The sequence below is a fragment of the Neorhizobium sp. T7_12 genome, from assembly GCF_002968535.1.
GTDB lineage: Bacteria > Pseudomonadota > Alphaproteobacteria > Rhizobiales > Rhizobiaceae > Neorhizobium > Neorhizobium tomejilense.
On the sequence record NZ_PVBK01000024.1, the window covers coordinates 1 to 14,251 of the forward strand.

12 protein-coding genes and 3 pseudogenes are annotated in these 14,251 nt (G+C 61.8%); 4 read left to right on the plus strand and 11 right to left on the minus strand.

Features of this window, described 5'->3' with window-relative positions; genetic code table 11:
* Positions 1 to 116: pseudogene (locus tag C5J26_RS33425) on the plus strand (IS630 family transposase); the annotation flags it as partial.
* 69 nt (positions 117 to 185) lie between these two features.
* Here C5J26_RS33425 and C5J26_RS28955 read toward each other — a convergent pair.
* From C5J26_RS28955 to C5J26_RS28965, 3 genes and pseudogenes are all read right to left on the minus strand, one after another.
* Positions 186 to 647, minus strand: coding sequence for a DUF411 domain-containing protein (locus C5J26_RS28955; RefSeq protein ID WP_105404912.1), 462 nt, complete (start codon positions 645 to 647; stop codon positions 186 to 188).
* A pseudogene (locus C5J26_RS28960) lies at positions 644 to 1,138 on the minus strand (efflux RND transporter permease subunit); the annotation flags it as partial. The gene C5J26_RS28955 and the pseudogene C5J26_RS28960, both read right to left, overlap by 4 nt.
* Positions 1,139 to 1,256: 118 nt before the next feature.
* The gene (locus C5J26_RS28965; protein ID WP_105404913.1) at positions 1,257 to 1,739 is read right to left on the minus strand and encodes an Lrp/AsnC family transcriptional regulator; all 483 of its coding nucleotides are present in this window, start codon (positions 1,737 to 1,739) and stop codon (positions 1,257 to 1,259) included.
* 125 nt (positions 1,740 to 1,864) lie between these two features.
* Between C5J26_RS28965 and C5J26_RS28970 the strand changes: the two genes are divergently transcribed.
* On the plus strand, positions 1,865 to 4,267 hold the full coding sequence (locus C5J26_RS28970) for a transketolase (protein ID WP_105404914.1): 2,403 nt from the start codon (positions 1,865 to 1,867) through the stop codon (positions 4,265 to 4,267).
* A 277-nt stretch (positions 4,268 to 4,544) separates the two neighbouring features.
* A complete protein-coding gene (locus C5J26_RS32935) occupies positions 4,545 to 4,916 on the plus strand; it encodes a hypothetical protein (RefSeq protein WP_172746163.1) in 372 nt (123 codons plus the stop codon).
* Positions 4,917 to 5,086: 170 nt separating this feature from the next.
* Here C5J26_RS32935 and C5J26_RS33430 read toward each other — a convergent pair.
* A pseudogene (locus C5J26_RS33430) lies at positions 5,087 to 5,302 on the minus strand (IS6 family transposase); the annotation flags it as partial.
* Positions 5,303 to 5,352: 50 nt separating this feature from the next.
* Here C5J26_RS33430 and C5J26_RS28990 point away from each other — a divergent pair.
* The gene (locus C5J26_RS28990; protein WP_245437453.1) at positions 5,353 to 5,640 is read left to right on the plus strand and encodes an FCD domain-containing protein; all 288 of its coding nucleotides are present in this window, start codon (positions 5,353 to 5,355) and stop codon (positions 5,638 to 5,640) included.
* Between the two features lie 83 nt (positions 5,641 to 5,723).
* Here the strand turns inward: C5J26_RS28990 and C5J26_RS28995 are convergent, their stop codons facing one another.
* From C5J26_RS28995 to C5J26_RS29025, 7 genes are read right to left on the minus strand one after another with little or no spacing between them, the layout of a single operon-like run.
* Complete coding sequence (locus C5J26_RS28995; protein ID WP_105404917.1) at positions 5,724 to 8,078, minus strand: penicillin acylase family protein; 2,355 nt, start codon at positions 8,076 to 8,078, stop codon at positions 5,724 to 5,726.
* A gap of 25 nt (positions 8,079 to 8,103) precedes the next feature.
* On the minus strand, positions 8,104 to 9,087 hold the full coding sequence (locus C5J26_RS29000; protein ID WP_105404963.1) for an ABC transporter ATP-binding protein: 984 nt from the start codon (positions 9,085 to 9,087) through the stop codon (positions 8,104 to 8,106).
* Between the two features lie 8 nt (positions 9,088 to 9,095).
* Positions 9,096 to 10,094, minus strand: a complete 999-nt coding sequence (locus C5J26_RS29005; RefSeq protein WP_245441315.1) for an ABC transporter ATP-binding protein — start codon at positions 10,092 to 10,094, stop codon at positions 9,096 to 9,098.
* Between the two features lie 6 nt (positions 10,095 to 10,100).
* Positions 10,101 to 10,883, minus strand: coding sequence for an SDR family NAD(P)-dependent oxidoreductase (locus tag C5J26_RS29010; RefSeq protein WP_105404919.1), 783 nt, complete (start codon positions 10,881 to 10,883; stop codon positions 10,101 to 10,103).
* 27 nt (positions 10,884 to 10,910) lie between these two features.
* Positions 10,911 to 11,774 (minus strand): ABC transporter permease, encoded by an 864-nt coding sequence (locus tag C5J26_RS29015; RefSeq protein ID WP_105404920.1) that lies wholly within the window; start codon positions 11,772 to 11,774, stop codon positions 10,911 to 10,913.
* Between the two features lie 10 nt (positions 11,775 to 11,784).
* Positions 11,785 to 12,705 carry an ABC transporter permease gene (locus tag C5J26_RS29020; RefSeq protein WP_105404921.1) on the minus strand — a complete coding sequence of 307 codons (921 nt, stop codon included), beginning with the start codon at positions 12,703 to 12,705 and terminating at the stop codon, positions 11,785 to 11,787.
* An 18-nt stretch (positions 12,706 to 12,723) separates the two neighbouring features.
* Positions 12,724 to 14,217, minus strand: coding sequence for an ABC transporter substrate-binding protein (locus C5J26_RS29025; protein WP_105404922.1), 1,494 nt, complete (start codon positions 14,215 to 14,217; stop codon positions 12,724 to 12,726).
* Positions 14,218 to 14,251: the final 34 nt, after the last annotated feature.

Here is a 14,251-nt window from a genome sequence, read left to right on the forward strand (position 1 = left end):
AAAGGAGGACCATCGACGAAACCTGGCGGCACATTGGTAACCTGGTCGAGGCGATCCAATCCGATGAATGTGCCAACTATCTCGAAAATGCAGGCTACGTTTCCGTCAAAAGGTGAAACGCTCTAGTGGACTCTCCCGGGCTACCAAGCCGCATGGAATGGGTGAACAGGCAACCGCAAGCAGGCTCAAAGCTTCGTCGGCCGAACGCTCATGAAGATTGACGCTCCACCTTGCTCCTCGACACTCCACACGTCGAATGACGCTACTGCCGGATTGTCGCCCATTCCAAGTGATCCCACGGGCATACCCGGTACTGCCAGCCCAAGGATATCCGGAGCATCGTTGAGCAGTCTCTCAACGGCTTCCAGCGGGACATGTCCCTCGATGAAATATTTGCCGATGGTCGCCGTATGGCAGCCTTCCAGATTTTTCGGCACACGGTATCTCCGCTTTACCGAGTCAAGATCGTCGACCTCCTGAACGTCGACGGCAATATCGGCCTGCGCTATGGCGTTGGCCCATGCGCCGCAACAGCCGCAGGTCGGGTCTTTATAGACCGTCATTCTGGTTTGCGACGCCCGCGCTGGGGCCGTGCTGGCAACTGCGATGGTCGCGATTGCGGAGCATATGAATTGTCTCCTGTTCATGCGGTAACTCCTTCTATTTGTGGTCCTTGGGGATGTTGAGGCTGTTCAACCCGGGCTTCCGGAAGACGCCAGCCCTTGACCAGGGCATAGACTGCGGGAATGACGACGAGCGTTAGGATGGTCGACGAAACCATTCCGCCGATCATTGGGACAGCAATTCGCTGCATGATTTCCGAGCCGGTCCCGGTGCTCCAGAGGAGCGGGATCAAACCGGCCATGATGGCGACAACCGTCATCATCTTTGGCCTCACCCGTTCGACCGCGCCGACCATGATTGCGTCTCGGACGTCTGCTTTCGTGAGAGGCCTCCGCTCGGTCAAGCAGACCTCACGTCTCTCCTTGAGGGCGTGATCGAGGTAGATGAGCATGATCACCCCTGTTTCGGCGGCGACGCCCGCGAGAGCAATGAATCCGACCGCGACTGCAACAGATGCATTGAAACCAAGCCACCACATCAGCCATATGCCGCCAACCAACGCGAATGGCCATGACCATCAGGACGGAGCGCTGCGCTACGTACGGCTTCGCGCGCCGTCGGCCGTTCATTTGGAATCTGAGACTTCGGGCAGACAAATCCGCCTATTCGAGCAGTTGACCTTTTTCTCCGTGCTATTTCCGAAGATGCGTGGTTGGCAGGGCGGTCGTATACTTGACCTGCCCCAGGGCAAAGCTGGACCGGATGTTGGATACGCAGGGAATGGTCGTCAGCCGGTCTACCACCAGCGCCTGGTATTTTCTGAGATCCTCGACGACAACACGAAGAAGATAGTCCGATTCACCCGTCATCAGATAACATTCCATGACTTCAGGCATGGACCGCACCGCCTCGTCGAAGATGGCGAGCGATGTCCTGTCCTGTTGCTTCAACGAGATATGGACGAAGACGTTGACGGCGAGACCAAGGGATTGCGCATCCGCGAGTGCGACCGTTCCTTTGATCACGCCGCTTTCCTTCAGGTCATTGACACGCCGCCAGCAGGGAGACGCCGACAGACCGGTCGCTAGCGCGAGTTCCGCCGTACTGAGTTCGGCATTGTTCTGCAGGAGATCCAGAAGCTTCAGCGTCGCGGGGTCATAGCTGACAATCGGCATGAAATTTCCGTTTTCCCGATTAAGGCGGCAAATCGTACCGAAATATGGGCAACAAGCAAGCTAGAAAGGCCAGTAAATCCGCATCAAGGGTGATAGTCTTTCACTGCAATTGGGGAGGATCAGAGATGAAAGTGAGCCTGTCGCAGGAAACGCTCCAGATCATGAAGGATCTTGAACGCCAGGTGCTTTGGCATGCCTGCTGGATGATCCACAACGCGAACCACATCCGCGAAAAAGGCGATGTCAAGGTTGGCGGGCACCAGGCGTCTTCGGCCTCGATGGTGTCGATCATGACGGCACTCTATTTCCACACACTGAAGCCGGAGGACCGGATCGCGGTCAAGCCACACGCCTCGCCGGTGTTTCATGCGATCCAGTATCTCATGGGCAATCAGCAGCGGGAGAAGCTGGTCAATTTTCGCGGATTTGGTGGCGCCCAATCCTATCCGAGCCGCACCAAGGACGGTGACGACGTTGATTTCTCCACCGGTTCGGTCGGGTTGGGTGTGGCGATCACGGCCTTTGCCTCGATCGTCCAGGACTACATCGAAGCCAAATCCTTTTCGTCGCCGCGCCCTAAGGGCCGCATGATCGCCCTTGTCGGCGATGCCGAACTGGATGAGGGCAATATCTACGAATGCCTCCAGGAGGGCTGGAAGCACGACCTGCGCAACACCTGGTGGATCATCGACTATAACAGGCAGAGCCTCGACGGCGTGGTGCGCGAGGGGCTTTGGAAGCGCATCGAATCCATATTTGCGGCCTTCGGCTGGGATGTGAAGGTGCTGAAATACGGCGCCTTGCAGGAGGCCGCCTTTCGTGAAGCCGGCGGCACTGCGCTGCGCGACTGGATCGACCGCTGCCCGAACCAGCTTTATTCGGCCCTCGCCTTTCAAGGCGGAGCGGCATGGCGAAAGCGCCTGACCGACGAGATCGGCGATCAGGGCGAGGTGACGCGGCTGATCGACCGGCGCACGGATGCGGAACTGTCCGAACTGATGAGCAATCTCGGCGGCCACTGTATCGAAACGCTGGCGAAGACCTTCGAAAGCATCGACCATGATCGGCCGACGGTGTTTCTGGCCTATACGATCAAGGGTTGGGGTACGCCGCTTGCCGGCCACAAGGACAATCATGCCGGCCTGATGACCAAGGCCCAGATGGCGCAGTTCCAGAGCCACATCGGGGTCGCCGCCGGCGAGGAATGGGAGGAGTTCGGCGCCGTCACGAATCCATCGGTGGTCAAGGCCTATCTCAAGACCGTACCCTTCTTCGCCAAGGGCTCACGCCGCTATGCCGCCGCCCGTGTCGCATCGCCGGGGCCGGTCTTCCTGGATGATCGCGAACTTTCAACACAGGCAGGCTTCGGCAAAGTTCTGGATTCGATCGCAAGGCGCGATGACGACCTCTCCAAAAGGATCGTCACGACGGCACCGGACGTCACTGTCTCCACCAACCTCGGTCCCTGGGTCAACCGGCGCGGGCTGTTTGCGCGTGACGCGCTGGCGGATACGTTCCACGACGAGAAAGTGCCCTCAACCCAGAAGTGGTCTTTCGGTCCGGCGGGGCAGCATATCGAACTCGGCATCGCGGAAATGAACCTGTTCCTGCTGCTGAGTGCAGCCGGGCTGTCGCATTCGTTGTTCGGCGAAAGGCTCATACCGATCGGCACCGTTTATGATCCTTTCGTTGCCCGCGGTCTCGATGCGTTGAACTACGCTTGTTACCAGGATGCCCGCTTCATGATCGTCGGCACGCCATCGGGCGTGACGCTGGCGCCGGAGGGTGGCGCGCATCAATCCATCGGGCAGCAGTTGATCGGCATGAGCCAGGACGGGTTGGCAAGTTTCGAACCGGCCTATCTGGACGAACTCTCCATCATCATGGACTGGTCATTCGACTACATGCAGCGGGAAGGCAAAGGCGGGCATGACCCGCGGACATGGCTGCGGGACGAAGCCGGCGGCTCGGTTTATCTGCGCCTGACGACCCGGCCGCTGGAACAGCCGGTGCGCCGCGACAGCGAAGCATTTCGTCAAGGTGTCGTCGATGGCGCCTACTGGCTTCGCGAACCGCAATCGAATACGCCTCTGGTGTTGGCCTATCAGGGCTGCGTTGCGCCGGAAGTGCTGACCGCGGCCGGGCGGCTCGCGGAACGGCATCGCGACGTGGCCGTACTGGCCGTGACCTCGGCCGACCGGCTCAATGCCGGCTGGACGGCGGCACAGCGTGCAAGACGGCACGGATATGCCGCCGCTCGCAGCCATGTGGAAAACCTGCTCGCGCCCCTACCCCAACATGCGCATATGATAACGGTCACGGACGGTCATCCGGCAACGCTCGGATGGCTCGGTTCGGTTCATGGTCATGTGCTGACCAGCCTCGGCGTCGAACATTTCGGCCAGACAGGCACGATCGCTGATCTGTATGCCCATTTCGGCATCGATACGTTGTCGATCATTGAAGCAGCGGAGGCGGCCGTTCGGCTCAGCCATCGACATGCGGCCGGATTTTCGATTGTCGCCTGAGCTTTATCCATTTTTCGATCCTTTGAGGACGTTTTCAAGCCCGGTGAATGTCCCGTCACATGCTGCACCCCAAAGTGATGGCTGGTACATCGAGTCCTACTTCGTCGACCCGGATACCGTATTCATCAGCGTGCATCAGTGAGGCTTTCATGAAGCTCTACCAACCAGGCGATACCAACCAGGCGATACCAGCAAAGCCATTTGCCCGCACTGCGGAAAGCTGGTCGCGACGACGTTCGCCTATCGCGACGTTCCGTTCGATAACGGATCCGGCACGGTGAAGGGCATCCTGGCCGCGGTCTGCGATGAATGCGACGCCGTTGTCGCCATCCCCGCGCAGTCCACGCCGGCCATCCGGCGCGCACGCGAGGTGGCCGAGGTCGCGCTCGAAGTCAGCATTCCCGCGCCCGAGGTCGAGATCCTCGATGCCGCCGCATCGCATCGATCCGACTGCTACCACGCGCTTCAGGAAAACGTTGTTTGCATCCTATCTTCAGCGACTTCGGCTAGACGAGCCGAGAACGAATGCCCTGCGCCGCAACTTCGAAGCATGGCAGAGGTCGAAGGCCGAGAGGGGCAAGCACATAACGCCGACAATCCGCATCCCCAATCGTCGCTTGTCATTCAAGATCTCCGCCAGGACCGATGACGACGTCCGGTGGGTGATGGCGGCCAGTGGCATGAACAGGACCGACACGGTCCGCTCTATCGTCATGGAGATCGAAAAAGATCTACTGGCGCCCAAGGCGCCACGGGACTTTCGGCATCTTCGCGACATCGCCGCTGTCGTCAACGCCTGAGCATGTAATCCGTCAGGAGCCGACCCGCGCAGCGACGGCGGATCTCGGTGGCAAAGGCCCGCCCGAATTTCCCTGCCCACAGCCGAACCGTCTGGTGCGAGACAATAATCCCTCGTGCCGCCAGCATGTCCTCGACCATCCCCAGACTAAGGGGAAAGCGGAAATACTGCCACACAGCGTGAGCTATGATCTCGGCGGGAAAACGATGGCGGCGGTAAAGAGGGTCACGTGTCATGGCCCTTCATCTCACATCGAAGTCCATGTTTCGCTAAGTTGGCGATGCCGATGAGCTACCTCTGTTCGGCTTCGAGTACCGTCGAAATTCAAGCGCCAGCACACCCGACGGCCGAGCGGTTCGAAAGCCTGATCCTGCACGGGACCGTGCTGGAACTGTATGAGGCCAATCTGAACTTTCATCGGGCTTTCGTGCACCTATCTGGTAATGACGAACTGGATGGGATTATCGCCGAACTCCGACAGCGCACATTTTCCGCTCCCGTTTCCCAGTGGAAGACGCGGGCGCGAATCGAGCAATCGGCTCGGGAGCATCATGAGATGGTTGATCTTCTTTAGGCGCGCGACGGGAAGAGGCTGAAAGCGCTCGTTGAAAGACACATCCGACAAAGCGTATTCACCAACCCTCCCTCCCCGCCTGCTCAACCCGGCAGAAGCATGATGCGGTGGATTGTTTCCCGGGCGATGTGGGCTTCGCTGTAGAGGAGCGGCACGTATTCGCCTTTCGACCAAATACTGGCCAGGTCCCCATAATGACGCGAACGGGGATCGCCGGATTGGCCGGGCGTATTGATGCAGACGCTGTTGTCCCAGTCGCCGACATCCATGACGAGGCGGACCGAGGCGCCGGCGTTGACGCCGAAATCGCCCATCCGATAGCCGGCATGCATGGGCGTCGAACGGCTGCCGCCGACGGGCAGCGGGCCGACATTCCAGTCGGTCGCATCTTCGGTCTTGATGCGGCTGGTCGCGTGTTCGAAGAGCGCGCGGTGCAGGTCGCCCCAGCGCCAAGCTGCCGGCTCGGCACCGAGCCGGTTTTCGCAATCTGCAAAGCCGTCGGAAAGCGTCGATACCAGCATGGCGTCTCGTTCGGCAGCATCCCAGAGCGTGCCGGATTCGCTGATAAGCGCCAGCATGCGGTCAACATCGCCGGGCAGCAGCAACTGGCGGACGGTCGGGTTCGGTGCGAATTTGGCGAGCAGTGCCGGTCGCAGGTGCTTCATCCACCAGACTTCGAACAGCGCCGCCGCCGCACTCCCTGCTTCGAGACGATAATCCCAGCCGTTGAAAAGCTTTGTGGTATGTTCCTGCCGGTCATCCAGCGGTTGACGGCTGGCAACTTGTTGGAGCATGGCGCAGATGGTCGCGGCCGGGCGGGAATAGACGTCGGTCTGCAAAGCCATCGAGGCTTTCAACGTATGTTTGGGATCGACGCGCAGGACCGACTTGATGCGCTGGGCACGGCTCACTTCCGCCCATTCGTGACCGATCGATGGCGCTTTCGGGTCGCGGTCGGCCGGCAGGTTCATCTCGTTGGCCGAGGCGACGAAACCTTCACCGGGATTATACTTGCGCGGCAGCTCGCCGGCGGGCAGGAAGCCGTCCCATTCGTGGCTGCCATGGCCCGGCACGGGTAGCAGCCCTTCCCAGTTGCGGCGCACCGGCGTGAAACCGGCGGTGAACCAGCCGATATTGCCGTCAACATCTGCACTGACGTGGTTGACCGAGGGCGTGCCCCAGGATCCGAGCGCCTGAGAAAACGCCTGGACGGAGCCGCTGCGCATATAGGACAGGCTGCCGAGATAAGCGGCCGTACCGGGCGCCAGCCAGACGGTGCGCATGGCGATGACCTGATGGATCTTCGGGTTCTCATGGAGGATCGGGCCGTGGCGGGTGAACGAGAGCGTCAGCGTCTGGTCGGGATAGCCCTTGACCGGGAAATTCTCCTCGATGCGGGTGATCTTCTCCCAGCCGTCGGCGTAACGATAGTGCTCCGGATCGCCTTCCTTGGTCTGGTAGACATAGACATCTTCCTGGTCGGCGCCGAAGATGGTGAGGCCGAAGGCGGTGCGGTCGTTATGGCCGAGCGAGACACCGGGCGCGGTCGGTTCACCTGTGCCGATGACGTTGAGGCCCGGAGCCTCGAGATGGACGAGATACCGCAGCGACGGCACGGCGTGCGCTCGGTGCGGATCGCTTGCGAGGATCGGCCGGCCGCTTTCGGTGCGCGAACCGTGCACCGCCCAGTTGTTGGACCCCTCCTCCGCGATCGCCTGGACGATATCGCCGAGATCGGTAACCTCGGTCCATTTCCAGACATCGCCGAGCGTTGCGGCCAGGCGTGCCTTGTCGAAGATGACGGCGGCTGTGGCGAGCTTGAACAGACGGGTCGCGGCGAGCGGGATATCGGCGAGTGAAATCCCCTCCTCCGGCGTCGGCGAGACCGGTGGATCGAGCTCGAAGCGCAGCAGGTCGGTCTCTGCGTCCGCAAGCGTCATGATGTTGGCACGCAGGATTTCGGAAATGCCGTTACGGGTCAGCGCATGGCTGCGGATCCGCACCACGTCCGCCGGCTGCCAGCGTGACGGCCTGGTGCCGAAGATGGCGAATTCTGGCGGCAAGCGAGCCTGCTCTGCCTCGCAAAGCGCGACATAGGCATTGATGCCAGCGGCAAAGGCGGTGCAGATCGCCTGCGTATCCGGCGCGTAGGAAATCCATTCCGGGGCCATGTCGCCGCGATAGAGGAAATGCCGGGCGGCATGGTCCTGCGCCAGGTAGCCGGGGCCGAAATCGGCGGCGAGAAGGCCGAGGCCGCGCTTGCGCCAGAGGTCGAGCTGCCACAGCCGGTCGCGGGCGGCGTTGAAACCCTGGACGAAGAAAAGGTCCTTCTCGCTCGCCGCCTTGATATGCGGGATGCCCCAGCGATCAATGCGGATTTCCGCCTGCGCTTCGAGGCCGGCCAGCCGGAGGGTTTCGTTCGTCGGAGCATCCGTCATGGCAGTCTCTTATGCGTCATGGCTCTTAGGCGTGATGGCAGGCGACGCGCGCGCCATCGGCACGCGGCGTCAGTTCCGGCCGCTCTCGCGAGCAGATTTCGGTCGCCAGCGGGCAGCGCGTATGGAATGCACAGCCGGACGGGATGTTTGAAGGACTTGGCAATTCGCCGCTGAGGATAAAGCGTTGCTTGGCACGCTGCACTTCCGGGTCGGCTTCCGGCACGGCCGACATCAGCGCCTTGGTATAGGGATGTTTCGGATTGGCGAAGAAAGTGTCGCGGTCGGCCATCTCGACGAAACGGCCGAGATACATGACCACGACCCGGTCGCAGATATGCCGGACCACGCCGAGATCATGGCTGACGAAGAGATAGGAAACGCCGGTGCGCTTCTGCAGCGCCACCAGCAGGTTGAGGATCTGGGCGCGTACCGAGACGTCGAGCGCCGAGACCGGCTCATCGCAGATCAGGAGGTCCGGCTCCAGAGCGAGCGCCCTTGCGATCACCACGCGCTGGCGCTGGCCGCCGGAAAACTGGTGCGGATAACGGTCCGCGTGTTCGGGACGCAAGCCGACCTGCTGCAGCAGCGTCGCGACCCGTTCCTTCAGTGCCCTCCCCTTGGCGACGCCGCGCACGATCAGCGGCTCGCCGATCGTCGCGCCAACGGTCGAGCGCGGATCGAGAGACAGCGCCGGATCCTGAAAAATCATCTGCACATTGCGGCGGATGTCGTTGAGCTCGCGGCGACTGGCGCCGACCACTTCGTCGCCGCTGATCCGCACGCTTCCCGAAATGGGAGCCTGCAGGCCGACGATGGTATTGGAAAGCGTCGACTTGCCGCAGCCGGATTCGCCGACCAGCGCCACCGTCTCGCCGCGGGCGATATCGAGGTCGACGCCATTGACGGCCTTGACCACTGGACCTGACTTACCGAGCAGTCCGCCGCGGCCGCCGAAATGCACCGCGACATCGCGGATTTCGAGAACGTGCCCGGTTTTGCTGGATTTCATCGGCTCGCTCATGCCGCCACCTCGCGGATTTCCGCCATGCGGTCGATATGCCAGCAGGCCGAGCGGTGGCCTGCGCCGCAATCGAAGAGCGGCGGCTGTTCGGTGCGACACTTGTCGGTCGCGAGAGGACAGCGTTCAGTGAAACGGCAACCGACGCCGAATTCGTTCGGCGTGGGCACCGTCCCCTCGATGGTCGCGAGGTCCGCCTTCGGCGCATCATCTAGCTTGGGAACGCTGGCAAGCAGCAGGGCCGTGTAGGGGTGTTTCGGCTGCCGGAAGAGATCGTGCACGGGCGCGATTTCGGCGATCCGGCCGGCATACATAACCACCACGTCGTCGGCGATGTCGGCGACCACGCCCATGTCGTGGGTGATCAGCACGATCGCGGTGCCGCGGTCGGCGACCAGTTTCTTCATCAGGTCGAGAATCTGCGCCTGGATGGTCACGTCGAGCGCCGTGGTCGGTTCGTCGGCGACCAGAACGCGCGGGCCGCAGATCAGCGCGATCGAGATCATGATGCGCTGGCACATGCCGCCAGACAGTTCGAACGGATATTGGTCGAGCCGCCGGGTCGGGTCGGGAATGCCAACATCGACCAGCATCTGCCGCGCCTTCTCGTAGGCTTCCGCTTTAGAGACGCCATGGTGGACCCGGTAGGCCTCGGCAATCTGCGAACCGACCGTCGTCAGCGGGTCGAGCGAAGCACTCGGCTCCTGGAAGATGATCGAGATGTCTTTTCCCCGTGCCTTGCGGAACTGCCGTTCCGAAAGCGCCGCAAGGTCGGTGTTTTCGAGCATGATCCGGCCGGCGGTGCGTCTCGCAGCCGGCGGCAGCAGGCCGAGCATTGCATAGGAGGTCAGCGACTTGCCGCAGCCGGACTCGCCCACCAGCGCCATGACCTTGCCGGGCGCGACGGTGAAGGAGATGTCGTCGACGACGTTGGCGCCACCGATATCGATGGTCAGCCTGTCGACGGAAAGCAGCGGATTGGCGGCGGCGTCCATCATCTGTCCTCAGCCTGCCGTCTTCGCCCGCTCGGGGCGCTTGTAGTTGCCGATCGAATTGCCGCCATCGACGCTGATCACGGCGCCGGTGATGAAGGCGGCCTTGTCCGAGCAGAGATAGGCGATGGCGCCCGGCGCATCCTCCGGGCCGCTGGCGCGGCCGAGGGGGATATTCTTCAGCATGTTGCTGACATATTCGTCGGAAAGTTCACTCACTTCGCTGCCCGGCGCGAAGCCCGGCTCGACGACGTTGACGCGGATGCCGTATTCGGCGAGCTCCATGGCGAAACCCTTGGACAGGCGTTCGATGGCTGTCTTCGACGTGCAGTAGGGAACACCGTTCTGGGTCATCTTGCGGGCGGCGCCGGAGGAGATGTTGACGATCGAGCCGGTTTTGCCTTCCGCGATCATCAGCCTGGCGAACTCGCGCGACAGCACGAAGGGTGCGCGCAGGTTGACGCCGAAGACGCGGTCCCAGTCGGAGAACTCCATCTCCAGCAGGCTGAAGCGGGTGTAGATGCCGGCATTGTTGACCAGGACGTCCGGCGCCTTCCATTCGCGCTTCACGAGATCGACGAGGTCGAGCATCGAGGCGTCGCTGGTCAGCTCAGTCGCATGCAGCAGCACCTTGGAACGGTCGAGCCCGAGCTCGGAGACCGCCTTTTCCAGCCCGTCCATGCGGACGTCGCTGAGACACAGCGTGGCGCCTTCCCGGGCGAAATAAGCGGCGATCCAGCGGCCGAAAATGCCAGCGGCGCCGGTGATCACGATGGTCTTGTTTTCGAATTCCATGACTTAAAACCTCAACGCGCCAAAGACTCAACGGGTACGGGAACGTGGGTCGAGCTGGTCTCGCAACCAGTCGCCAAGCACGTTGACGGAAAAGACGAGCAGGAAGAGACAGGCGCCCGGAAAGGCGACGATCCACCAGGCCCGCTCGATATATTGACGGCCGACGCTCATGATCGAGCCCCAGCTCGAAGCCGGCGGCTGGATGCCGAGGCCGAGGAAGGAAAGGCCCGCTTCCATCAGGATCATCAGGCCGAATTCTGCGGTGGCGACGATCAGTACCGGGCCGGCGATATTCGGCAGGATGTGATGGAAAAGAATGCGCGCCGCCCCGGCGCCCGCAAGTTCCGAAGCCTTGATGAACGGCAGGTTCGCCACCTGCAGCGTCTGGGCATAGGCGACGCGGGTATAACGCGGCCAGCGTGTCAGGCCGAGCACCAGGACCAGTTTCAGGAAGCCCGGGCCGAGTACCGCGACGGTGAGCACCGCGAGCAGGATTGCCGGGATCGACATCATGATGTCGACGAGGCGCATGATGAGGATCTCGATCTTGCCGCGGAACCAGCCGGCGATCATGCCGAGCGTGACGCCGACCAGCGAAGAGACGACCACGGACAGCACCGCGACCGACAGCGAGACCCCTGCCCCATAAAGCGTGCGCGACAGCAGATCGCGGCCGAGGTCGTCGGTTCCGAGCCAGTAGGTGATACCGCGCATCTCGAAGCCCGGCGGTTTCAGGCGGCCGAGCAGGTTCTGCCGGTTGGGATCGGCTGGCGCCACCCAAGGCGCGAAGATCGCCAGCAGCACGATCACCAGGAAAATGACCGATACGACGATGACCGAGAGAGGGACCCGGCGAAGGCGCTGGCTAAGGGCGAGGACGGCGGTGCTCAAAGCCTTCTCCTTATCGGACCAGACGGATGCGCGGATCGACGAGCGCGTAGACGAAATCCGCGATCACACTGGTCAGCACATAAACGAAGGAAATCAGCAGCACGATCACCTGGACGACCAGGAAGTCGCGCGACTGGATGGATTGGATGGCGAGCTGGCCGATGCCCGGCCAGGCGAATACCGTCTCGACGATGACAGCACCGGCAAGCAGGTTACCGATTTCGAGTGCGGCAATAGTGATGACTGGGATCGCAGCATTGCGCAGCACATGGCGGAACACAACGGAGCCCAGCGACAGGCCGCGGGCGCGCCCTGCCCTGACATAGTCCTTGCCGAGTTCGTCGATGATCGAGATGCGGGTCATGCGGGCGAAGGTCGACATCGAGATCGCCCCGAGTGCGATGGACGGCATGATCAGCGAGGCGAAATCGCCGGAGCCGGAGGTCGGCAGCCAGCGCAGCGTCACGCCGAAGAAGAAGATCAGCACGATACCTGACAGGAAGGTCGGCACGCTCTGGCCGGTGACGACGATCGCCGTCAGCAACCGTTCGAGCCAGCCGCCGCGCCGGGTCGCCATGATGATGCCGGCCGGAATGCCCATGCCGATCGCCACCACCAGCGCGCCGGCGGCAAGCATCGCCGTATAGGGCACACGCGAAACGACGATATCGAATGCCGGCACCCGCTGGACGACGGAAATGCCGAAGTCGAAATGCGCAAGTCCGCCCAGATATTCGAGATATTGCACCCAGATCGGCCGGTCGAAACCGAGCTGGCTGCGCAACTGGGCGATCATCTCGGCCGATGCGTCCTGCGGCACCAGCAACAGGGTGGGGTCGCCCGAGAGATGCATGACGACGAAGACGATGGTGAGAACGCCGAAGATCGCAATGATCGCCTGTATCAAACGCTCGACGGCATATCTCAACATGATCCTGTTACCTGTCTTTTACTGCTGCCAGCTCATGTCCATGACGAACATGGCTTCATTGGCGGTCGGCTGCCACTTCAGCTTTTTGGCGGCTCCGTAGAGCGCATAGGCCTGATAAAGGCCCATGCCCGGAACGTCGTCCTTCAGGACCTGGTAGGCCTGTTCGTAGAGCTTCAGACGCTCCTTCTGGTCGAGGATGACGCGCGCCTTGTCGACCGCTTCATCGAACTTCGGGTTCGAGTACTTGGCCCAGATGCTGCCGGTGCGGAACAGCGGGAAGATCACGCCATCGACGTCCTGGCAGGCGCAGGACCAGGCGCCGAAGGCAAGACCGCCGGCATTGGCGGGATCGCCCTGGCGGCGCTTCAGGAAGGTCGCCTGGTCGCTGGACGAGATCTCCACCTTGAGACCGGCTTCGTTGACCATCTGCTGAATGGCTTCGACGGTGGCGCGGCTATAGGCGGGAGAGGTCAGGAATTCGACGGTCGCGCCCTCCGCGCCGGCGGCCTTCACCAGTTCCTTCGCCTTGTCGAGATTGTACTCGTAGCCCTTGATCTTGTCGGTGTAGCCGAAGACCGGCTCGGCGCCGAGGACCTCGACCGGCTTGCCGTATCCTTCGAGCAGCGCCTCGACAAGCGCCTGGCGGTCGATCGCATAGGCAATCGCCTGGCGGACGCGGACGTCCTTGGTGACGCCGCCCTGGGCATTGATGAAGAGATAGCCGATCCGCTCGGTCGGAACCGACAGGACCTGCGAATTGCTGTCGCTCTTGATGCTTTCGGCCTGATCCGGCGGCACGTCGCGGACGAGGTCGGCCTTGCCGGTCTTCAGATCGGCGATACGGGTCGAAACGTCCGGAACGGTGCGGAAGACCACCTTCTGAAACGGCGGCTTGGCGCGCCAGTAGCTGCCATAGGCCTCGAGCTCGGTCTGCACGCCCTTCTGCCACTTTGCCATCTTGTAGGGGCCGGAGCCGAGCGGCTTCAGGTTGAATTCCTGGTCGCCGACCTTTTCGACATAGGCCTTCGGCACGATAGAAAGCTTGACCAGTTGGGCGAGCAGCGCCGGATAAGGTGACTTGGTCGTCATCTTGACGACGGTCGGGCTCACCGCCTCGGCCTTGGCGATCTGGTCGAACTGCGAAAGCTGCGGGCTCTTCAACTTCGGATCGATGATGCGGTTGATAGAAAACGCAACATCTTCAGCCGTCAGTTTCGTACCGTCCTGGAAGGTCACGTCGTCGCGGATCTGAAATTCGATCGTCTTGTCGTCGAGATATTTCCACGACTTGGCGATCTGCGGCACGATCTCGCCCTTGACGTCGCGCGTCAGCAGGTTGTCGAAGATATTGCGGTAGATCGAGTAGCTGTCGGTGTTCCACTGCAGATGCGGATCGAGCGTTGCCGCATCGTTCGGCAGGTCGATGGTCAGCGTGTCCTTGGTTTGCGCAAGCGCGGTCGACGCGGTGAGCGCCAGTAGCACGGCGGCTATGGATGCGAATTTGGCAGACATTCCCTTACCCTCATTGTTGTTGCTGCTGTATTCA

Coding starts and splice junctions, on each gene's coding strand:
- C5J26_RS29005 (WP_245441315.1), bottom strand. CDS start 10,094: ATGATGGACGCCGCCGCCAATCCGCTGCTTTCCGTCGACAGGCTGACC.
- C5J26_RS29010 (WP_105404919.1), bottom strand. CDS start 10,883: ATGGAATTCGAAAACAAGACCATCGTGATCACCGGCGCCGCTGGCATT.
- C5J26_RS29020 (WP_105404921.1), bottom strand. CDS start 12,705: ATGTTGAGATATGCCGTCGAGCGTTTGATACAGGCGATCATTGCGATC.
- C5J26_RS28955 (WP_105404912.1), bottom strand. CDS start 647: ATGAACAGGAGACAATTCATATGCTCCGCAATCGCGACCATCGCAGTT.
- C5J26_RS28965 (WP_105404913.1), bottom strand. CDS start 1,739: ATGCCGATTGTCAGCTATGACCCCGCGACGCTGAAGCTTCTGGATCTC.
- C5J26_RS28990 (WP_245437453.1), top strand. CDS start 5,353: ATGAGCTACCTCTGTTCGGCTTCGAGTACCGTCGAAATTCAAGCGCCA.
- C5J26_RS28995 (WP_105404917.1), bottom strand. CDS start 8,078: ATGACGGATGCTCCGACGAACGAAACCCTCCGGCTGGCCGGCCTCGAA.
- C5J26_RS29025 (WP_105404922.1), bottom strand. CDS start 14,217: ATGTCTGCCAAATTCGCATCCATAGCCGCCGTGCTACTGGCGCTCACC.
- C5J26_RS28970 (WP_105404914.1), top strand. CDS start 1,865: ATGAAAGTGAGCCTGTCGCAGGAAACGCTCCAGATCATGAAGGATCTT.
- C5J26_RS29000 (WP_105404963.1), bottom strand. CDS start 9,087: ATGAAATCCAGCAAAACCGGGCACGTTCTCGAAATCCGCGATGTCGCG.